Origin of the sequence: Sediminibacterium soli (assembly GCF_009939225.1) — a bacterium.
Classification (GTDB): domain Bacteria; phylum Bacteroidota; class Bacteroidia; order Chitinophagales; family Chitinophagaceae; genus Sediminibacterium; species Sediminibacterium soli.
The window spans coordinates 426743-445566 of sequence record NZ_JAACJR010000008.1 but is presented as its reverse complement, the minus strand read 5'-3'; the positions used below and the strand labels follow the sequence as shown (position 1 = coordinate 445566).

Genomic DNA, 18824 nt, shown 5'->3' with positions numbered 1-18824 from the left:
CGGTCGCTTACCATCCTATGCCATAATCTTCGCCGTTGTTGCTGCTGCCGCCCCACAGGCTTTTGTGTTTTGTATCGAAATAAATCGCGTTGATCGGGCCGCTGGTACGGTCGCCGTACTGGAGGGTATAGCCCATCTGCTTCAGTTCACTGCGTACCGCATCGGGTGTGGTGCGGGGTAACAGGATATTTCCTGCCCTCGGTTTCCTGTCGGCCACCTGTGTGCCGCCCAGCGAAAGCCATAACTGGTTGGTGTTGAAATTAGCCGCTTCGGTTGCCTGCTGCACCGTCATATCGAACTCTGCCATGTTCAGGAAAAACTGCAGCAGGTTCTGGTCCTGCGTATCGCCGCCCTGCACGCCAAAGCAAAGGAATGGTTTGCCGTTTTTCAGTGCCAGCGAAGGAGTAAGCGTTACGCGGGGCCGCTTGCCCGGCCGCACCACGTTGAAGGGGTCAAGTGTGGAGTCGAGTACAAAACTCTGCATGCGCTGGCTCATACCCACACCCGTATTTCCTGCAATGCATGCCGGCAGCCAGCCGCCGCTCGGCGTGATCGATACCACCCAGCCCGATGTGTCTGCCGCTTCAACCGAAGTGGTGCCGCGCCATAACCGGTCCATATAGGCTTCATCCATGGGCAGCGCAGACACCTGGCTTGTCTGGTCGTGTTTGGGAATGGCGTTTCCCTTACCGCCTGTTGTATCGCTGCTTCGCTGTTTCAGCAGCGACAGGTAAGGGTTGGTCTTTCCTTCAAAAGGATAGGGGTCGCCCGGGGCGGCAAAAGCATCGTTCTTATCCATGCGTATCTGACCTGCCCGCTCTTTTGCATATTCCTTGCTCAGCAGGCCCCTGATCGGTTCCTGCGGCGGAAAATTCGGGTCGCCATAATAAAAATCGCGGTCTGCGAATGTGAGGTTCAGTGTCTGGTAAAGCGTATGAATATACTTCGTGCTGTTGTATCCCATCGCTTTCAGGTCAAAGTTCTCGAGTATGTTCAGCGATTGCAGCAGCATGGGCCCCTGTGTCCATTGCTGCAGTTTGTACACTTCGATGCCTTTGTAATTGGTGTGCAGCGGTTCCTCTGCCACGGGCTTCCATTTTGCCAGGTCTTCGAGCGTAATCAGTCCGCCCTGTTCCCTGCTGCCGCGTACAAATTCCTGTGCGATATCTCCTTTGTAAAACCTGTCGTAGGCAGCCATGATCGCTTCTTTGCGGGATTTCCTGTTCTTCAGCGCGGTCTGTTCTGCTTCCACCATTCTGGTTAAGGTGCGCAGCAGGTCCTGCTGTACAAAGATCTCGCCCGCCTCGGGCGCTTCTCTTTTTTCACCGCTATGCGTCAGGAAGGTTTTGGCTGAATAGGGCCAGGTTCTGATCATGGCTTTGTTACGCTCGATGCTGTTTGCCGTCTGTGCATCGATCGGGTAGCCCGCAGCCATCTGCATGGCGGGGGCAAGCACTTCTCTGAGACTCAGGCTGCCGTATTCCGCGAGCATCAGACAGAGTCCGCCGGGTGTGCCCGGCGTGGTGGCCGCAAGCGGACCATATTCAGGAGGAAACTGGTATCCTTTGCTTTTGAAGAACTCGGGTGTGGCACCTGTGGGGGCCACGCCCATGGCATTGATGGCGATCACTTTTTTCAGTTTGGGATGATAGATCAGCGCCTGTGTTTCGCCGCCCCAGCTAAGCACATCCCACATGGTGCAGGTGGCGGCCAGCATGGCACAGGCCGCATCCACCGCATTGCCTCCTTTCTGAAAGATCATGGCGCCCGCTGTTGCCGCAAGCGGCTTGCCCGTTACGGCCATCCAGTGTTTGCCATGCAACGGCGGTTTCTGGGTGGGTTGGGTAAACGACAGTAGTGCGGACAAACATCCGGCAACCGATAAAGCGATCTTTGTTCTCATGCAATCAGGTTATCCGACAATGTACGAAAGAATGGTAAATAATGCGGAGCCGCAGGCTTACTGATCCATCTCTTTCTCTTTACGGAAAACAGTGCTGCGTGGCAAGGCGTATCAGTAAATACGAAAATCCCTTCTGTACCACTCCTGCCGGGCGGGGGCTTTGCCCGACTTCATATCCCTGTCGAACGGACGGTTGAGGTTGTTGCCCGCAAGGTCTTCCAGTTTTGCATCAACCACCAGGCTGTATGATCCGGCCTGCCAGGGTTGTGCGGGTATAAAACGGACCTGCCGGTCTTTATCGCCGGTTTTGATACTGCCCGGTATTTTTTTTCCGTCGGCGGTCTGAATGCTAATCGATTCCTGCAGCAGAAAATGATCCAGCGTCTTGTTCAGACCGATCGACAAAGCCGCAGATGTACCGGCCGCCGGTACGGAAAGCTGCCATTGCATGGGATCGGGTAGCAGGCTGTCGCGCCCACCGGTTACCAGTGTTTTGCGATAGGATTGCCCGATGGCCAACCCATGGGTATTCTTCCATCCGGCAGGTATGTACAGTGTGTAACGGGCTTTCTCCGCCAGCGGTGCGCCCAGGCGTTCATTGGGCTGTAGCGCGCGTTTGATGCGGCCCGGATCAAGCCATAGTGTCAGCACCGTTCTGTCTTTGTTCCAGAGCTCGGGTTGCAGGTCCAGGAATACCTGCTTCATGGTATCGCCGCCATTATCGATCAGCTTTACCATATCTGCCGACCTGTTCTCCTGCATCGGTTGTGAAAACTGCAGGTAGATCTTCAGGAGGTTAACAGGCACGGTATCTGTTTCGGGATATACCCTTGCCAGTTCCGGTTTTGCCGTATCTGCCGGGGTAACGGTAAAACTGCCGATACCCGTCTGTTTGTAGAACACCCGGTACACCTGTCCCTGTGTAAAAGGAACCAGCGGTGAAAATACCCATCCGTTCTTAACCGCTGCACTGCCGAGTATATCGGTATTGCTGTACTCCAGCCGCAGTTTTGTGTAGGCGAGCAGCGAATCGGTATTGCTTACCGGCAGCATTTGTTCGGGAACGGCTACCGAAACAGGTTGCCCATCCTTCCAGCCGATGGCGATGCCCTTGTTTGCCGTTGAATGATTTCTACAGGAGAGTATGCCGGTGCATACAAAAAACAGCAGGTTATACAAGATGCATAACCTGCTGCGTGAATGCGATATGCCGGATCCGGTTGGCGATAACATATTTGTGTCCTTCAACTCAATGGACGGTTACAGGGTTTCATTTGCTGCGGTCAGCACATCGATATCGCCATTGTCTTTTTTCTGCATGATCACCACTTTGCCGTTATCGAGTTTATCCAGCTGCAACACTTTGGTAAGCGATGCCACTTCGTTGAACGGCGTTCCCGCCTTGCCGGCTACGCGCTCGGTAAGTGTGCCCTCAAATGCGGCGATCGTTTGGTAGTTCAGTTCCGAAACCGGGCGCGCCGTATTACCCATGATGAGGTAGGATTGTCCGTTCTTTGTAATAGTGGTCAGATCGATCGGTGTATTGCCTGCGCCCATTTCGGCAACCGTTCTGCCTTTTACATGTGTACCGGCTTTCAGCTCGTCGAGCGGAAACAATACCAGCGGTGTGCAGGTATAGCTGGCAATCAGGTAATCCTTTCCGTTCACTTTGCTGATGGTAAAACTGCGGATAGGAGAGGTGGTTTCGTAGCGGCCATGCGAGGCATGGTACATTTCCAGCGAAGCCTGCTCCTGTTTGTCGCCAAAAGGAAACGGTATGCTGCGGAAAGTGGAGCTGAATTCTTTATTGGATAAACCGCTTACATACACTTTCCCGTTGGCAAAGCTGAGATCGGATATGGCAGACATGCGCAGCGGGCGGCCACGGCCGCCTTTGGCATCTTCCGCCACCGCATCGTTCAGCACAATGCGGGAGAAATGGATGTCTTTTAACACCACCGGTTCAATGCTGCGGCTGCTTACCGTCAGCAGCGCGGGTGTGCCGTCGGCATGCTGCACCGCCACATACAGTTTCTTGGATACGGGGTTCACGGCCATATCGGTGATGGTGATATTCTGTTTTTGTGTACCCAGCGCCTCGGCTATTTTCTGGTCGATACCGGTTACGGCGATATCAGCGGCCTGGTCGTTTTTTGCGTCCCTGGTCTCCACGGCATATACAGCGGCGTTTTTGGAATCGCCGATAAACAGGATACCGTCCTGGCCAAAGCCCAGGGCGCTGATGGAACCGATCTGCGGCGTTCCTTTAACGAACCCGTAGGGATTTGTAAAGAAAGGCCTTGTTGCAGAAAGGGCAATACCTGCCAGCAACAAGCCTGCGTAGATATACTTTTTTGTCATCGTTAGGTATTTAAAGGTGAAGGATAAATGTTGATACGCGGAATAAGCGGAACAGGTTGTTTTGCGGAATGTCAAGTTACGGAAACCGGGGCGATATCGGTTCGCTATGCCAAAAAATGATGGGGCTGGAACGGGTTTTTTGCGATGTTGACAAATATACACAGCCATGAAAACGATCCATCATACAAGCGGGGCAGCATTGGTGCTGCTGTTGCTGGCGGCCTGCGCCGCACCGGTTCATGTGCAGCAGGATCCTGCCCTGAACCTTGCCGATTACCATACCTACAGCTGGGTGGAGACCCGCAGTAACCAGGATGACAAAGCCTCCCGGGCGATGGCCTATGCCGATATTTCGGTGCGCAATGCGGGCTCGGCGGAACTGCAGCAGAAAGGATGGCGCGAAGCGGCCGATAACCCCGATCTGATACTGAGCTACGATGTAATCGTGGAGCGCTCGAGAGAGGAAAGATCGGACCCGGTGTATTCGCAGCCTTTTACCAGGATGTATTATAACCCCTATTCAAGACGCTGGGGCTCGATCTATTATCCCTCGCAGTTCATCGGCTACCAGAATTATTCGGTGCCTGTTCGCGAAGGCACGCTTACGATTACGCTGACCGATGCCAAAACCGATAAGACCATCTGGCAGGGCTGGACCACCGAACGCATGAATTATACCCGCTTCACCGAAAACCAGCTCAACAAAATGGTACACAATATCCTGAAGAAGCTGCCATAACAGACGGACCGCTATAATGGGTTTGCGGAAGCCTCATCCTTCAAGGGAGCGGTACGTTATTCCTTGTCCGTTTGCTCTTTCTCTTTCTTCACCGGCTTCTCCGGCGGCGGGTTTTGGGGTACGGTTTCTTCCTCCGAAAAATCGGCGCCGGATACCTGTGGTTGCGGGCGCGGATCGCCGAGTTCTTCGGCCTCGGTCTCGTAGGGCTTTTTCTTGTTGCTGTGTTTGTCCATGATCTTTTTACCTCAGTACCAAAAAATCCATGCCCCTGGCACGCGGTTTTTGCTGATTGCGTATGCGCTATGGTTGTTTACTGGTTGTTCCCCTGATCCTGTTGGTTACCGCGTTTACCATGACCGATGCCGGCAGCATCTATGGCCGCGTTATTCCCTATAACGCCGCCCTGCATGTCTGGGCCGTATCCGATAACGATACCGGCCGTGCCGTGATCCAGAATGGCATGTACGAGATCCGAAACCTGCGGCCGGGCAGGTACCGGCTGATCGCAGATGGCCGCTATCCATATAAAGTCACTACCAAACCCGATGTGATCGTATATGACAGCAGCAGCACGAATGCGGGAGAGATCATACTGGAGAAAACACCGGCGGGTGACTAACGCGCCGGGTCGGGGAGTGGTTTGTAGTAGCGAACGTAGTCCACCTCGTAAGTAATGGGAAATCTTGAACCGGACGGATCGCCGCCGTTCTCCCCCAGGGCCAGGTTCAATAACAGGTATTGCGGTTGCAGGAAGGGATTGCTGCCATCGGGATTGGTGGTTTGCTGCAGGCGCTGGCTGTTCAGCAGTTCGCCGTCAAGATAAATGGAGAGGGAGTCTTTTGTCCAGTCCATGCTCCATACATGAAACTTCTTTGGCCAGTCGGGGTCTTTCGCCAGGAAATGTGCCAGGGCCGTCCGGCCCGTATTCCACACAGGCTGGCCGTTCTGCGCCCTTCCCCACGCAAGATTGGCGAGAATGGTGGGCTGGCCGCCCACACGGTAAAATTCCATGATATCCACTTCACCGCCAGCGGCCACCTGCCGCCGGTGCCCAAGATCCAGATCGCCGGCCAGGAACCATTGCTGGTATCCACCCGCGCCCTTATTTCAAAATGCCCGAACAGAAACTGCCGCAGCCCCTGCGTTTTGAGACTGGAAGAAGTATAGTCAATATTAACGCGGGCCGAGCGCCAGTCGGTGCTTTGTTCCCGGTAACGCGGGTTCGGTCTTGTTTCTTTCCTGGCCTCTATCCGCAGTACTCCGTTGGCACAGCGGGCATTCTCTTCCTGGTACCACTGCAGTTCGCGGTTGCGTTCAAAACCATGTTCAAAAGTCCAGTTGGCGGTATCGGGTCTGCCCGTGGCATTGAATTCATCGTGCCAGGCCAGTTCCATACCCCGGACGGATCTGGCCTGACTGAAATCGGGCCGGTACGGATCTGTTGTTTGCGCGGTTAGTGTTTGTAAACCGCATAGCAGCGTCAGCAGCGTAAAGCAGGTTTTTTGCATGGTGTAAACTGGTTGCGGATAAAGCCCTGCGGTTATCAGAGGCTGAGTTCGGTTTTTTTTCCTGTCTTAACCGCTTCGTAAATGGCATCGATGATCTTCATATCCTTCAATCCCTCGCGTCCGTCTACCGGCACCACAGGTTGTTTGTTATCGAGGATGATGGCTGCCATTTCATCCATCTGGATCGTTTGGTGGGTGATATGCGGCTGCGTCAGTTCTCCTTTGTGGGTACGGCCTTTGATCGGACCGTAGCCGGTGGAAGGCAGCATTTCGGCCCAGCCTTTTTCTCCGTCGAGAAAAAAGCGGTCCAGGTTATTCAGGGAGTAGGTAGACAGGCAGGATGCCACGGCGCCGCCGGGAAAGCCCAGCTGGAACTGTATGGTTTCATCCACGCCTTCCCTGAATTTTACAAAATCGGTCTTGGTTTCCTGCGCGGTTACCCATACCGGGTCTTCGCCGATCATATACCTTGCGCCGTTGATCGAGTAAATGCCGATATCCATCATGGCGCCGCCGCCAGCCAGTTCTTTTTTCAGCCGCCATTGTGTGGGATCGCCGATATTGAAACCGGAAAGTCCCTGGAAGAATTTGATCTTCCCGAAATCGCCGGCTTTGCGCATACGGATCACTTCGAGGGTCTTGGGTTCAAAATGCATGCGGTAGCCCACAAGTAATTTTACACCAGCCTTATCGCATGCCGCTACCATTTCGGCGGCCTGCTTTGCGTTGACGGCCATCGGTTTTTCGCAGATCACATGTTTGCCCGCTCTGGCTGCGCGCAGCACAAAATCGTGGTGCAGCGCATTGGGAACGATCACGTATACCGCATCTATATCCCTGTTGTTCCTGATCTCATCGAAATTGTCGTAGTGATAACAGTTCTTTTCAGCAATACCGTAGCGGCTTTGCCAGGCAGCCAGTTTGGATGGCGTGCCACTGATGGCGCCTGCCAGTTTTGCGCGGGTGCATGCCTGCATGGCTTCGGCAACGCGGTTGCCATAACTGCCAAGACCCATGATGGCCACTTTCAGTGCGGCGCCCTCGGGCTGGTTACCGGCCATAAGTGCCTGGGGTACTGCTGCTGCGGTGATAGCCGAACCGGCTATCTTACGGATAAAATCGCGTCGGGTAGACATGGCAAACCTGTTTCCGGTAAGTTACGCAGAATTTTGCAACCGGATAAAATACAGGGTGGATTTGGGCGGTGGCTCAATAGGCAAAATAAACCAGCCGCACTTTGTCGTTATTGGCGCCGGTGTACCCCAGATCGATTTCGTTGGCCGAAAGTTTGTTAATGGTATTCACGATCGTGGTATTGCCACCGGGGTTATTGGTGATGATCTCGGTAAGCGTACGCAGATCGGTCAGTTTCCATAAGCCCTGCATACCATCCGAGTCTACGAATGTGCCGGTGTGGTCGTCGGTAAATGGTTTGCGGGTATAGGTTTTGGTGTATTTCTGCTGGCCGGAGGTGAGTGTAACCCGGGTGCCGTTTACATAGATCTCCTTAATATACCAATACCGGTTGCCCATTCCCGTAATATACTGCATGACTTTTTCTTCGGGGTCTATGTCTTCTTTTTTACTGCATCCCTGCAGCCACACGCAGGTGCCTGCCAGTAAACAGAAACAGAGAAACAGGTTGTTGGTTGCTTTTCCGGTGAGCATATTACCAACAAAAATAAGGGTCTGCATCGGATCGGGAAAACCGGCGGTGTCTGGAATAATTTTTTTACCTGCCAGGAAAACGATTCCTATGCGTGACTGGTTGCGTACACTGATCGCCGGGTACGGCGCTTATAAATGGGGTGGTGGCTGTTTGGGAACCATCCTGGTGTTTATCATCCTGTACTGGCTGTTGGGGCATGTGGGCTGTAATTAATTGGCAATGCCATGGTTTGTGTGGATCTTTAGGGCTGATTACAAAAACAGCCATGTATGACAGAGATCCAGCATGAAACAACGGAAAAAGGCGGTTCTTTCTATTATGAAAAAGACGGTAAACGCCTGGCCGAAATGGTGTATGTGCTCGCCGGCGCCCATAAAATGATCATCGAACACACAGAAGTGGGTGAGTCACTGAAAGGGCAGGGCGTTGGCAAAAAACTGCTCGAAACGCTGGTCATGTATGTGCGTGAAAAAGGCATTAAAGTGGTACCGCTTTGCCCGTTTGCCAAAGCCACTTTTGACAAGGTAAAAGAATGGCAGGACGTGCTGTTCTGATCAGGAACTCAGTGTTCCGAACAGGCCCTGCCGGTAATCGCTGATGGCCTGCTCGATCTCCTCCGCGGTATTCATCACAAAATTATCCTTTGCCGCTACCGGTTCATCCAGCGGTTCAGCGGAAAGAAACATCAGCTGGCTGTCTTTGCCGGCGGTCAGCGTAATCGTATCATGTTCGTTTTCGAATACCACCAGGTGGTATTGCGCCACCTGCTGTTCACCGATAACTATCTCGCCACGGATAACATACAACAACGCCCAGTATCCGGGAGTGGCGTTCAGTGTAAGCGTTCTGCCCGCCTCCACTTCTCCTGTCATGGATATCACCGGGGTAAAATGCCGGATAGGACCGCTGAACCCGTTGTAGTCACCGCTTGCCAGCCTGAACCTGATACCGTCTTTTTCTATCGCCAGCGGCAATTGCTCCTGCGAAGCAGACTGGTAAAAAGGCTTACCCCATTTCTCCGATCTGGGTGCGTTGATCCATAGTTGCACCATTTCCTGTATGCCGCCATTGTGCAGCAACCGGGGTGTGGGCCCTTCGCTGTGCAGGATGCCGCGGCCGGCAAACATCCATTGTACACCGCCCGCGCCGATGATCTCGTTGTTGCCTGCATTATCACGATGAAACCCTTCACCCTGCAGCATGAAGGTATACGGACTGAACCCGCGGTGCGGATGGGGGTGTATGCGCATAGTGGCACCCGGCTTGATATATTCCGGTCCGATATGATGGAGCACGATAAACGGATTGGCAAACCGGAAATCCTTATGCGGCAACGGCTGACGCACGGTCTCGTCTTCCGTGATCTTTTTTTCACGCCCGGCCAGAATATGGAGGATGGCTTTTTCCATGATGATAGGGTTGGGGAGGATAAAATTACAGTAAATGGCTGCATTGTTTAATTGTTTAATGGCTGGGCTAACCATTTAGCCATAAAACAATTAAACAATGCAGCTTTTTACCCCTCCTCCTTCCTTAGAATTTAATTAGAACCTCCACCCGCTTAAACTGGAATAGATACCTTCGCCATCAGATAGAAAATCCGCCCTGCATGCTACGGTCAGACCAGTTTATCCGCCGCAACCTCAAACACTATTTCGATAAGATCCGCAATGAAAAGATCAGGCGCCTGATATTGCAGGCTTTTCCCTTCTGGATCGCTTCGCTGATAACAGGTGTGTTTGCCGTGATTTATGCAAAACTGTTTGCCTATGCTGAAAAAGGTGCGGGGTATCTGTACCAGCAGGCGCACTGGTCGTTTTTTATCGCCACGCCCATCTGTTTTTTTGTAGCGGTATGGCTGGTGAACCGGTTTGCGCCGCTGGCAAGAGGAAGCGGTATTCCACAGGTGATCACGGCGATAGAACTTGCCACGCCCAGGGAACATAACCTGGTTGATAAACTGCTCAGTATCCGGATCATTGTGGTAAAGGTTATTTCGAGTTGCATCATGGCAATAGGCGGTGGTATTATCGGACGCGAAGGTCCCACCATACAGATTGCAGGATCTGTTTTCCGGAAGATCAATAATATGCTGCCCGAGTGGTGGCCGCGGATATCCAAGCGGAATATGGTAATGACAGGTGCGGCCGCGGGACTGGCAGCGGCCTTCAACACACCATTGGGCGGTATCGTGTTTGCGATGGAAGAACTCAGCAGAACCCATATCAGTTTTTATAAGACCGCGATCTTTTCGGCGGTGATCATTGCCGGTCTTACCGCGCAATCGATGCTGGGATCCTATCTGTATATCGGGTATCCCGATCTTCAGCATCTCTCCCTGTCGATGGTTTTTGTGGTAGTGATCGTAGCGCTGCTGTCAGGCCTGTTCTCCAGTATGATGTGTAAACTGCTGCTGAAGATCTTTCGCTGGAAAATGAAATTGACATCGGTGTGGAAAAAACGGGGGTACCTGTTATTATGCGCGATGACGGTAGGGGCGATGGCTTATTTCGTAGGACAGCACACATTGAATTCAGGAAAAGACCTGATGACACAGCTGTTATTCACAGACGAAAAACAGGTGGATTGGTATATGCCCCTGCTTCGCATGCTCGGTTCCGTTGTTTCGTTTACGAGTGGCGGCGCAGGCGGGGTGTTTGCTCCCGCACTGAGCGCCGGCGCCGGCATCGGTGCTGTGGTTGCCCATTGGTTTCATCTCACGCCCCAACATATCAACCTGATGGTACTGGCCGGAATGGTGGCGTTTCTCACGGGGGTAACGCGGTCTCCTTTCACTTCGGCCATACTGGTGCTCGAAATGACCGACGGACACACGGTAATCTTCTACCTCATGATCGCAGCGCTTGCCGCTAACCTGATCGCTTATTTTGTCGATAAGCATTCGCTCTATGATCAGCTCAAGCACGGTTATATCCGCGAACTGCAGTCCGCGCAGTAAAGATGATTCCGCAATCGTGGATAAAGAATAAAAGAAACACGAAAAAACCGGACAGTTATACGTAATCGAACAGAAAACGGTTATGCCTGGAAACGCCCTGGTAATCGAAACTGAAGAGCCGGTTGGTGAGGATGATGTCTGCCCCCACTTCTTTTGCATAGCGGAGAAAACTATGCGTATGGTTCCCGTTCTGCTTCAGGCACCTGCATTCCACCTGTATATTGCCCAGGGGTTTTAACCTTTTGAGGGTTTCGGTGAGAAAATAGAAATCCTGGTCGGGGTTGCTGTGCTGCGCCGGCACGGCGATCAGGTGCACTTTCAGGCGGAAGGACCTTGCGATCTCGGCGATGGTGCGGATACGGGTTTCGGGAACAAAATCGGTCACCGGCATCACTACCTGTTTCCACTGACCGATCGAGGTGGTATCTGAGAGGAAGCTCACTACCTGGCAGTGACTTTCCTCGATCAGGTATTCGAGGCATTGTTTCCCGAATACGTTTCGGGCGGCGAAATTCGTGGCTTTCAGGGCGATCATGTCCACCTCCAGCGAGTCTGCATATTTCAATATCCCTTTCTTCCGCTGATCCCAGTGCACCTGCACCTGTACCCTGATGCCATAGTCTTTTTCCAGCGATCTTTTCCAGGTATGGAGCAGCTCGCTTTTTTCTTTTGTAAGGCGATCAAAAGCCTCGGCTCCTTTTCCTGTGAAAAATGAGAGGAACCGGTTGGGGCGTTCGCGGATGTCGGCAATATGCAGCAGTACCAGTTCGGCATCATATTCCCTGGCAAGTTCTGCAACCTGCCTGGCAACGGCCAGCGAACGGCTGTCTGTATCAACGGGCGCTAATATCTTTTTCACGACATCTTTCAAAGGATACGCTTTTATCGAAAAAATAAAATGCCTCCTCAAAGTATAACGCCGCTCTTGGACTGAGTTTAAGTACCGATTAGAATGCTATTAAAAAGAAGAAGTCAGCACCGCCGAGATCAGTATTTTGCCCGGTTGGGGTATTTCCGCATTGATCTCCCCTTTGTGCAGCAGGATGATGCGCCTGGTAAGCGAAAGCCCGAGACCGTATCCCGGCTCGGCCTCCGCATTGCTACCGCGCTGAAAGGGCTGGAAGATGGAATGCAGCTCGGCCGGGTTGAAACTTTCGTAGTTATTGCTGAACAGCACAACGATCCGGCTTCCCACGAACGAGAGCGAGATCTGCACCGTATGGTCCGGTGAATACTTGCAGCCGTTCTCGGCTATATTCCGGAAAGCGGATAAAAGCAGTTCGTAATTGCCCTGTACGGTGCTCAGGTTTTCGTCGTCGGGCAATTCGTCGAAATGAACGATGGCGGTATAATCGGCCGATATTTTTTTCAGCAGGGAGGGCAGTTCCATCAATATCTCATCCACCCTTATCGGGCTTGTCTGCACCGCGCCGCCGCGTGCGGTGCGCGCCAGGGTAAGCAGGTGTTGCGTGAGATCGGTCATATGCTGCACATCGCCGCGTATCGATTCCAGTACGGCCAGATATTCCGTGTTGGTTCTTTCTTTCTGCAGCGTTACATCTATCTGGTTGCTCACGGCTGTTAACGGTGTTGACAGCTCATGCGATGCATTCGAGATAAAACGTCCCTGTATCTCGAACGAATCCTGCAGCCTCCGCAGCAGGTTGTTAAAAGTCTCTGCCAGCCGCTTCCATTCGTCGTTGATGCCGGGCACCGGCAGGCGCGCCTCGATATTGTTTGCAGAGATGCTGTTCACTTTCTCCGAGATCTTGGTGAGCGGCTTCAGCAGCTGTCTGCTGAAAAGCCAGCCCGTAACAATCGCCAGCAGCGTACCTGCCACAAACGCGATCACCATTGTCTGCTGCAGGTCCAGCAGGTTTTTGGTGCCGATCACATCCCGGGCGGCGGCCACCACTACGATAGGCTCTTTACCCTGGGCATAATACAGGGCGATAATGTGTTTTTCTCCCTGTGCAACCCGCACTTCTTCCTGCAGCCTTGCATCGCTGAGCGTTTTGGCCTCCACAAACAACCTGTCGGATTTATTGCGGTCGAACTCGTATATGATCTCGTTCTTTTCATTATAAACGTTGATGTTCTCGTACACCAGCGTATTGCTGTCGAGCGTGGAGAGCATTTCATTGCCATTCTTGGGCAAATGCGCCAGCATGGTACCGGCGGTAAGCGCCCTGTTACGCATACGCAACCGGAAATCACGCGCCTGCTGTTCGGCGGTGATATAATAGATCATCAGGCAAAGCGCGGCCAGCACCGTCATGGTGAGCAGCGTAAATGCCATGGTTATGATATAGCGTACCCTCATCCTTCTTTGAGAATATAACCAAATCCCACCTGGGTGTGTATGAGCTTCACGGGGTTGTCTTTGTCGATCTTCTTACGGAGGTAGTTGATGTACACTTCGATGGTATTGGTATTGGTGTCGAAGTCGATATTCCAGACATTTTCGCCTATATCGGCGCGGCTTACCACTCTTTTCTTGTTGCGCAGCAGGTATTCGAGCAGCAGAAACTCTTTTGCCGTAAGCGCAATGGGTTTGCCCGACCTGCTCACCTGTTTGGTATCAAGGTTCATTTCAAGATCGGCGAACTGCAGGAGATTACCTACGGGCTGCACATCCTGGCTGCTTCTTTTTAACAGGGCGCGGATGCGCACCACCAGTTCGGCAAACGAAAATGGTTTGACCATATAATCGTCTGCCCCGGCATCGAAACCTTCCACCTTGTCGGCAACAGAACCAAAAGTGGTCAGCATCAGTATCGGCACCTGTTTGTTCTGCTGGCGTATGTGCTGGCACAGATCCAGTCCGTTGATACCCGGCAGGTTGATGTCCAGTATCATCAGGTCGAACCGCTGCTGGAAAAACAGTTTCTCACCGATCTTGCCATCATAGGCAACGGTTACCTGGTAATCAAGTTCTTCCAATCCTTTTTGCAGGGAATCGGCGATCTTTTTTTCGTCTTCTACGATCAGTATATGCATAATTCAGGCTTGGGTTGGGAAGCTGCGCCCCGGTAAACAAATATCGTTCAATGACAACGGGCGTCAAAGTATTTTATGGGCCGGATCGGAGCCCACCCGACAAAAAAAAGCCAGGAGAAGAATCTCCCGGCGGGTGTATTCCTAAACACTGTATAAGAGAATTGGCTATCCTCGGGCCCGTTTCCGGCCCTGCAATGCGATAGTGGCATGGCTAAAATCCAGACAAACTTATTCCCCTGTCATAAACGGCAGATAAGGAACAGATTAATTTCGGATTAGAAAGAGGGGAGGGTGGATAAATGGCTGCATGGTTAACCAGCTGAATGGGGAACTCCCAGCAAACCAGCCATTTAACCATCCCCTCACCTCAACCTGTTCTCCCGGAAGAAATCCTGCGCAGACAGGAGTTGGGAGTCGGTGAGACCGATGGCTTTGAATTTGGTATCGGCGGTACGGTGCATCTCCACCGTTTTGCGGATGCGGTTGAAATCGGTTGCCGGCATGGCGGAAAGCGCCAGCATTTCCTTCTGCTTCCATACCTCTGCATCGAAAAGCATATCTGCCTGGCGGCCGTTGATATCGAGTTTGTCGATCAGTGTCTTGCGGTATTTTGTTTTGTATAGCTGTACCGCCCGCTGGGGTGTAAGCGTATCGAACTGTTTATCGGGTGTAAGCGTGGTAACGGCGCAGGAACCCATTCCATCGGGATTGGCCTGCCGGCATTCTGTCAGCGCTTTTACCTGGTCGCCCGACAGTTTCAGCGCTTTGTATTTCTTGATCACATCTTCTTCCACTTCGTTGGGTGTGGCATAAGCGGCATTGGTGTTGGCGGCAATACTGATCTTTTGCTGCAGCGCCCAGTAATGTATCTCGCCGATCCGGTCGGCGGTTTCTTCGGATAGCTTCAGTTGTTTTACCAGCTCGGGTTTTTCGCAATAGGCAAACAGTTCTTTCAGTTCCTCGGGTGTCCATTCTGCCTGCCAGCAGCGTCAGACCCAGCGCAAGCCGGGAAACGATTTTTGAAAATGCAAAACTCATAACAACGCGTTTATCTCCAAAAATACAATAACCCGTAAGACCCGCCTGCCTACCTGCCGTTAATAAGTTGAAAAATCAGCCTGTTTGAGTAACTTGTCTGAACAATTAATACCCCATGCGCAGACTTTTCACCGTACTGCCGCTTGTATTGTTATGGGCCGCCGCCGCGGCGCAGCACGGCAGTTTACTCGTGGCCAATAAGTCGGACAATACCGTTTCTGTTTTTGATGTGGCCACCAAAAAACAACTGGCGTTGCTGCCGGTGGGAGAGGCGCCCCATGAATTGGCCGTTTCGCCCGATGGTAGAACCGCCGTTGTCTGCAATTACGGGGCGGCCACACCGGGCAATTCGGTTACCGTTATCGATATATCCGGCAGAAAGGCGCTGCGCACCATTTCAACAGGACAGTATACCCGTCCGCATGGTATCGAATTTACCAGCAACCACGAACTGGTCATCACGAGCGAAGCCACCCGGCAGCTGTTCAGGCTGAACCTGCAAACGGATAAGGTATCGCGGGTGGTGCATACCGCGCAGGAGCGCAGCCATATGGTGGCCTGGTCGGCTTCTGATGCCATGGCTTATGTATCCAATATTGTCTCGGGTTCGGTCAGCGCCGTCGATACAAAACAGGATACCGTAGTGCACCTGGCAGCGCTCAAGCAGGGTATCGAAGGCATTGCCGTTTCGCCCGATGGAAAAGAACTATGGGTGGCCAACCGCAACGACAGCACCGTTACGGCCATCGATACCAAAAGCTGGAAACAGCTTGCCATACTGCCCGCCCATGATCTTGCGTACCGCGTAAGGTTTCTGCACAGCGGAAAATATGTTATGGTCAGCAATGGCAATGCGGGTAACCTCAGCATATACGATGTGGCTAAAAAACAGCGGATAAAAGACATCGATTTCAAAACGCTGGTGCCGTATGCACAGCCCGACAGTAAGGGACAGCCACCTGCACAGCCTGTTCCCGGAGGGATTACCGTCAGCGAAGACGACCGCTATATTTTCGTATCCGTAACCGGGTACAAACTTGCGGCCATGATCGATACCCGATCCTGGACCATTACCGGCAGTTTCCAGACGGGCAACACGCCCGATGGCATATATTATTCCCCTCTTACCCTCAAACCCTGAAGGGTCGAGGGGCTTTGCCTGTTGAACGATTAACCTGAACATTCCATGGATGCTGAAAAACACTACAACATCAAAAGCGGCTGGATCAGGGCCGCGGTACTGGGCGCCAACGACGGCATACTATCCACTTCGAGTCTTGCCATCGGTATCGCCGCGGCGGGCAGCGCGCGGCAACCGGTGGTACTGGCTGCGCTGGCCGGTATAGTGGCGGGCGCCCTGTCGATGGCTGCGGGTGAATATGTGTCCGTCAGTTCGCAATCCGATATAGAACAGTCGGATCTTGCGCGCGAAAAACAGGAACTGGCTGCCATGCCCGAAGCGGAGCTCGAAGAACTGGCGGCCATCTACCGGAACAGGGGCCTGGATGAATCGCTCGCAAAACAGGTTGCCATACAACTTACGGCGCATGATGCGCTGGCCGCACATGCAAGAGACGAACTGGGCATTAACGAGATCACACAGGCCAGGCCGATGCAGGCCGCTTTTGCTTCCGGCGCATCGTTTATCTGCGGCGGTGTGTTGCCCCTGCTTGTGGCCCTGTTTGCACCGCTGCCGCAGATGGTGATCAGTCAATATGTTTTCGCGATCGGGTTTATGGCTTTATCGGCATTTGTTGCCGCCAAGGCAGGCGGCTCCCCGGCGGGCAAGGCGGTGACCAGGATCTGCTTCTGGGGTACCGTGGCAATGGGCGTAACGGCGCTGGTGGGTTACCTGTTTGGCGTACAAACGGCATAGCCGCACCGTATTACCCCGCGAAACAAAAAGCCCGGAACGATTGCTCCGGGCTTTTTCGGGATAGGCTGTGCCAGGGTTACCAGAACCGAACATACAGCGCGGTAAGTAATAACAGCGTTACCACGATCAGTACGATCACGCGGTTGCTGACTTGGAACATACCTTTCTCGAATATAAATGCTTTCGGGTTTACTTTCGGACCGCCGAGGCTGATCAGTACCATCGCCGCGATCGTAAAGAAGAAAGACCAGCCCATATTGATCAGGAACGGTATCTCGTAACCGCCTTTTCCGTTCGGGAAAGCGGTGTACAGGATGGTTTCGTTGCCAAGCAGCGCAGGGGCGTAGTTGTTGAAGAAAACCGACAATACAAATCCGAGGATCACGCCCACCACCGCCGCAGCGCCCGTGGTTCTTTTCCAGAACATACCCAGCAGGAACAGGGCAAACACCCCCGGGCTGATAAAGCCGGTGTATTTCTGGATAAAAGTAAAACCACCTTCGCCGCCGATACCCAGCGTATCGTTCCAGGTGAACAGCAGGCTCACGAACATGGCTGCCACAATGGTGATGCGGCCTGTCCATACCATTTTCTTTTCACTGGCTTCGGGTTTGATGTATTTTTTGAAGACATCGAGCGTAAAGATGGTGGAGATGCTGTTGGCTTTGCCGGCAAGAGAAGCCACAATGGCCGCGGTAAGCGCAGCGATCGACAGTCCCTTCAATCCTGCGGGCAGAAAGCCCAGTATGGCTGAGTAAGCGCCATCCTTGCTTCCGCCTTCGAGCTGGGGCAGGTGCCCGTTCTTGTGCAGTACATAGGCGGCGATACCGGGCAGCATAACGATTACCGGCATCATCAGCTTCAGCAAACCTGCGAACAGGATGCCGGTGCGCGCCGTTTGCAGGTTGGCGCCCAGGGCCCGCTGCGTAATGTACTGGTTGCAGCCCCAGTAGTTGAGGTTCACGATCCACTGTCCTGCAAAATACATGGCAAGGCCGGGCAGCACCAGGTATTTGTTGATCTCTTCCTGTGAAGCGCCGGGACCGGGTTTGCTCAGCATCATATGGAAGTGATCGGGTGCTTCTTTCAGCAGCGTATTGAAACCGGATAGCACGTCTCTTCCCAGACCAAATTTTTCGCTTACGATCACCAGCGCCATATAGGTCGTTGCCAGACCGCCGATGATGAGCACCGCTACCTGTATTACATCGGTGTACCCGATCACTTTCATACCGCCGAGTGTGATCAGCAGTGCAAAAACAGCAAGCAGTATCATGATCAGGTGCAGGTATTGTCCGCCTATCAGTCCGTTGATCGCCAGTGCGCCGAGGTACAGGATCGATGTCAGGTTTACGAATATGTACAGGAACAGCCAGAATACCGTTAATATCAGCGCCACGGTCTGGTTATACCTTGTGGTAAGGAACTGCGGCATCGTGAAGATCTTGTTCTTCAGGTAAATGGGCATGAACCATACCGCTATGATGATCAGGGCCAGTGCAGCGATCCATTCATAAGCTGCAACAGCGGTGCCCACAAAGAAGCCTTCGCCGCTCATGCCGATGAACTGTTCCGCTGAGATATTGGACGCGATCAGCGAGGCGCCGATCGCCCACCAGGTAAGCGATCCTTCGGCCAGGAAAAAATCCTTGGTGTCGGTTACCGCTTTCTTTTTGCGCCGGTAGATCCAGTAACCATAACCGGCAACGATGACGAAATAAAAAAGGAATACGACAATGTCGATAGTGGCAAGCCCTTTCATGTGTTTTGT

The 18824-nt window shown here is 52.9% G+C and carries 20 protein-coding genes; 7 read left to right on the top strand and 13 right to left on the bottom strand.

The window, feature by feature from the left end; translation table 11 throughout:
• Positions 1–7: 7 nt before the first annotated feature.
• The 3 genes from GWC94_RS09160 to GWC94_RS09150 all read right to left on the bottom strand — a co-directional run bounded on the left by GWC94_RS09160 (position 8) and on the right by GWC94_RS09150 (position 4264).
• A complete protein-coding gene (locus tag GWC94_RS09160; protein ID WP_202628691.1) occupies positions 8–1903 on the bottom strand; it encodes a gamma-glutamyltransferase family protein in 1896 nt (631 codons plus the stop codon).
• A 111-nt stretch (positions 1904–2014) separates the two neighbouring features.
• Positions 2015–3151 carry an Ig-like domain-containing protein gene (locus GWC94_RS09155; protein ID WP_161834734.1) on the bottom strand — a complete coding sequence of 379 codons (1137 nt, stop codon included), beginning with the start codon at positions 3149–3151 and terminating at the stop codon, positions 2015–2017.
• A gap of 12 nt (positions 3152–3163) precedes the next feature.
• Positions 3164–4264 (bottom strand): hypothetical protein, encoded by a 1101-nt coding sequence (locus GWC94_RS09150; protein WP_161834733.1) that lies wholly within the window; start codon positions 4262–4264, stop codon positions 3164–3166.
• A gap of 166 nt (positions 4265–4430) precedes the next feature.
• Here GWC94_RS09150 and GWC94_RS09145 point away from each other — a divergent pair, with 166 nt between their 5' ends.
• Positions 4431–5003, top strand: a complete 573-nt coding sequence (locus GWC94_RS09145) for a DUF4136 domain-containing protein (protein WP_161834732.1) — start codon at positions 4431–4433, stop codon at positions 5001–5003.
• A 56-nt stretch (positions 5004–5059) separates the two neighbouring features.
• Here the strand turns inward: GWC94_RS09145 and GWC94_RS09140 are convergent, their stop codons facing one another.
• Positions 5060–5236, bottom strand: a complete 177-nt coding sequence (locus tag GWC94_RS09140; protein ID WP_161834731.1) for a hypothetical protein — start codon at positions 5234–5236, stop codon at positions 5060–5062.
• Positions 5237–5298: 62 nt separating this feature from the next.
• Here GWC94_RS09140 and GWC94_RS09135 point away from each other — a divergent pair, with 62 nt between their 5' ends.
• A complete protein-coding gene (locus tag GWC94_RS09135) occupies positions 5299–5622 on the top strand; it encodes a hypothetical protein (RefSeq protein WP_161834730.1) in 324 nt (107 codons plus the stop codon).
• Here the strand turns inward: GWC94_RS09135 and GWC94_RS16945 are convergent.
• The 3 genes from GWC94_RS16945 to GWC94_RS09120 all read right to left on the bottom strand — a co-directional run bounded on the left by GWC94_RS16945 (position 5619) and on the right by GWC94_RS09120 (position 8206).
• Positions 5619–6023: a glycoside hydrolase family 16 protein gene (locus tag GWC94_RS16945; RefSeq protein WP_394367114.1), complete on the bottom strand. Its 405-nt coding sequence runs from the start codon at positions 6021–6023 to the stop codon at positions 5619–5621. The genes GWC94_RS09135 and GWC94_RS16945 overlap by 4 nt on opposite strands.
• 523 nt (positions 6024–6546) lie before the next feature.
• Positions 6547–7647: a Gfo/Idh/MocA family protein gene (locus tag GWC94_RS09125; RefSeq protein ID WP_161834729.1), complete on the bottom strand. Its 1101-nt coding sequence runs from the start codon at positions 7645–7647 to the stop codon at positions 6547–6549.
• Between the two features lie 73 nt (positions 7648–7720).
• Positions 7721–8206 (bottom strand): hypothetical protein, encoded by a 486-nt coding sequence (locus GWC94_RS09120; RefSeq protein ID WP_161834728.1) that lies wholly within the window; start codon positions 8204–8206, stop codon positions 7721–7723.
• A 61-nt stretch (positions 8207–8267) separates the two neighbouring features.
• Here GWC94_RS09120 and GWC94_RS16940 point away from each other — a divergent pair, with 61 nt between their 5' ends.
• Entirely contained in the window at positions 8268–8393 is a 126-nt protein-coding gene (locus GWC94_RS16940; RefSeq protein WP_262886249.1) for a hypothetical protein, read from the top strand.
• A gap of 56 nt (positions 8394–8449) precedes the next feature.
• Entirely contained in the window at positions 8450–8734 is a 285-nt protein-coding gene (locus GWC94_RS09115) for a GNAT family N-acetyltransferase (RefSeq protein WP_161834727.1), read from the top strand.
• Here GWC94_RS09115 and GWC94_RS09110 read toward each other — a convergent pair whose 3' ends face one another.
• Positions 8735–9589 (bottom strand): pirin family protein, encoded by an 855-nt coding sequence (locus GWC94_RS09110; protein WP_161834726.1) that lies wholly within the window; start codon positions 9587–9589, stop codon positions 8735–8737.
• Positions 9590–9789: 200 nt separating this feature from the next.
• Between GWC94_RS09110 and GWC94_RS09105 the strand changes: the two genes are divergently transcribed.
• The gene (locus tag GWC94_RS09105; RefSeq protein WP_161834725.1) at positions 9790–11139 is read left to right on the top strand and encodes a chloride channel protein; all 1350 of its coding nucleotides are present in this window, start codon (positions 9790–9792) and stop codon (positions 11137–11139) included.
• Positions 11140–11194: 55 nt separating this feature from the next.
• Here GWC94_RS09105 and GWC94_RS09100 read toward each other — a convergent pair whose 3' ends face one another.
• The 4 genes from GWC94_RS09100 to GWC94_RS09085 all read right to left on the bottom strand — a co-directional run bounded on the left by GWC94_RS09100 (position 11195) and on the right by GWC94_RS09085 (position 14933).
• On the bottom strand, positions 11195–11998 hold the full coding sequence (locus GWC94_RS09100; RefSeq protein ID WP_161834724.1) for a universal stress protein: 804 nt from the start codon (positions 11996–11998) through the stop codon (positions 11195–11197).
• A gap of 99 nt (positions 11999–12097) precedes the next feature.
• On the bottom strand, positions 12098–13438 hold the full coding sequence (locus GWC94_RS09095; protein WP_161834723.1) for an ATP-binding protein: 1341 nt from the start codon (positions 13436–13438) through the stop codon (positions 12098–12100).
• Between the two features lie 20 nt (positions 13439–13458).
• Positions 13459–14139, bottom strand: a complete 681-nt coding sequence (locus tag GWC94_RS09090) for a response regulator transcription factor (protein ID WP_161834722.1) — start codon at positions 14137–14139, stop codon at positions 13459–13461.
• A 362-nt stretch (positions 14140–14501) separates the two neighbouring features.
• Positions 14502–14933: a hypothetical protein gene (locus GWC94_RS09085; protein ID WP_161834721.1), complete on the bottom strand. Its 432-nt coding sequence runs from the start codon at positions 14931–14933 to the stop codon at positions 14502–14504.
• Between the two features lie 359 nt (positions 14934–15292).
• Between GWC94_RS09085 and GWC94_RS09080 the strand changes: the two genes are divergently transcribed.
• Both GWC94_RS09080 and GWC94_RS09075 read left to right on the top strand, forming a co-directional pair.
• Positions 15293–16318, top strand: coding sequence for a beta-propeller fold lactonase family protein (locus GWC94_RS09080; protein ID WP_161834720.1), 1026 nt, complete (start codon positions 15293–15295; stop codon positions 16316–16318).
• A 45-nt stretch (positions 16319–16363) separates the two neighbouring features.
• A complete protein-coding gene (locus GWC94_RS09075) occupies positions 16364–17053 on the top strand; it encodes a VIT1/CCC1 transporter family protein (protein WP_161834719.1) in 690 nt (229 codons plus the stop codon).
• Between the two features lie 76 nt (positions 17054–17129).
• Here the strand turns inward: GWC94_RS09075 and GWC94_RS09070 are convergent, their stop codons facing one another.
• Positions 17130–18815 carry a sodium:solute symporter family transporter gene (locus tag GWC94_RS09070; RefSeq protein WP_161834718.1) on the bottom strand — a complete coding sequence of 562 codons (1686 nt, stop codon included), beginning with the start codon at positions 18813–18815 and terminating at the stop codon, positions 17130–17132.
• Positions 18816–18824 lie beyond the last annotated feature (9 nt).

What these genes read in the sequence shown, in the direction of transcription:
- GWC94_RS09160 (WP_202628691.1), bottom strand. Translation starts at nt 1,903, where the DNA reads ATGAGAACAAAGATCGCTTTATCGGTTGCCGGATGTTTGTCCGCACTA.
- GWC94_RS09150 (WP_161834733.1), bottom strand. Translation starts at nt 4,264, where the DNA reads ATGACAAAAAAGTATATCTACGCAGGCTTGTTGCTGGCAGGTATTGCC.
- GWC94_RS09145 (WP_161834732.1), top strand. Translation starts at nt 4,431, where the DNA reads ATGAAAACGATCCATCATACAAGCGGGGCAGCATTGGTGCTGCTGTTG.
- GWC94_RS09140 (WP_161834731.1), bottom strand. Translation starts at nt 5,236, where the DNA reads ATGGACAAACACAGCAACAAGAAAAAGCCCTACGAGACCGAGGCCGAA.
- GWC94_RS09135 (WP_161834730.1), top strand. Translation starts at nt 5,299, where the DNA reads ATGCGCTATGGTTGTTTACTGGTTGTTCCCCTGATCCTGTTGGTTACC.
- GWC94_RS09125 (WP_161834729.1), bottom strand. Translation starts at nt 7,647, where the DNA reads ATGTCTACCCGACGCGATTTTATCCGTAAGATAGCCGGTTCGGCTATC.
- GWC94_RS09120 (WP_161834728.1), bottom strand. Translation starts at nt 8,206, where the DNA reads ATGCAGACCCTTATTTTTGTTGGTAATATGCTCACCGGAAAAGCAACC.
- GWC94_RS16940 (WP_262886249.1), top strand. Translation starts at nt 8,268, where the DNA reads ATGCGTGACTGGTTGCGTACACTGATCGCCGGGTACGGCGCTTATAAA.
- GWC94_RS09115 (WP_161834727.1), top strand. Translation starts at nt 8,450, where the DNA reads ATGACAGAGATCCAGCATGAAACAACGGAAAAAGGCGGTTCTTTCTAT.
- GWC94_RS09110 (WP_161834726.1), bottom strand. Translation starts at nt 9,589, where the DNA reads ATGGAAAAAGCCATCCTCCATATTCTGGCCGGGCGTGAAAAAAAGATC.
- GWC94_RS09105 (WP_161834725.1), top strand. Translation starts at nt 9,790, where the DNA reads ATGCTACGGTCAGACCAGTTTATCCGCCGCAACCTCAAACACTATTTC.
- GWC94_RS09095 (WP_161834723.1), bottom strand. Translation starts at nt 13,438, where the DNA reads ATGGCATTTACGCTGCTCACCATGACGGTGCTGGCCGCGCTTTGCCTG.
- GWC94_RS09090 (WP_161834722.1), bottom strand. Translation starts at nt 14,139, where the DNA reads ATGCATATACTGATCGTAGAAGACGAAAAAAAGATCGCCGATTCCCTG.
- GWC94_RS09080 (WP_161834720.1), top strand. Translation starts at nt 15,293, where the DNA reads ATGCGCAGACTTTTCACCGTACTGCCGCTTGTATTGTTATGGGCCGCC.
- GWC94_RS09075 (WP_161834719.1), top strand. Translation starts at nt 16,364, where the DNA reads ATGGATGCTGAAAAACACTACAACATCAAAAGCGGCTGGATCAGGGCC.
- GWC94_RS09070 (WP_161834718.1), bottom strand. Translation starts at nt 18,815, where the DNA reads ATGAAAGGGCTTGCCACTATCGACATTGTCGTATTCCTTTTTTATTTC.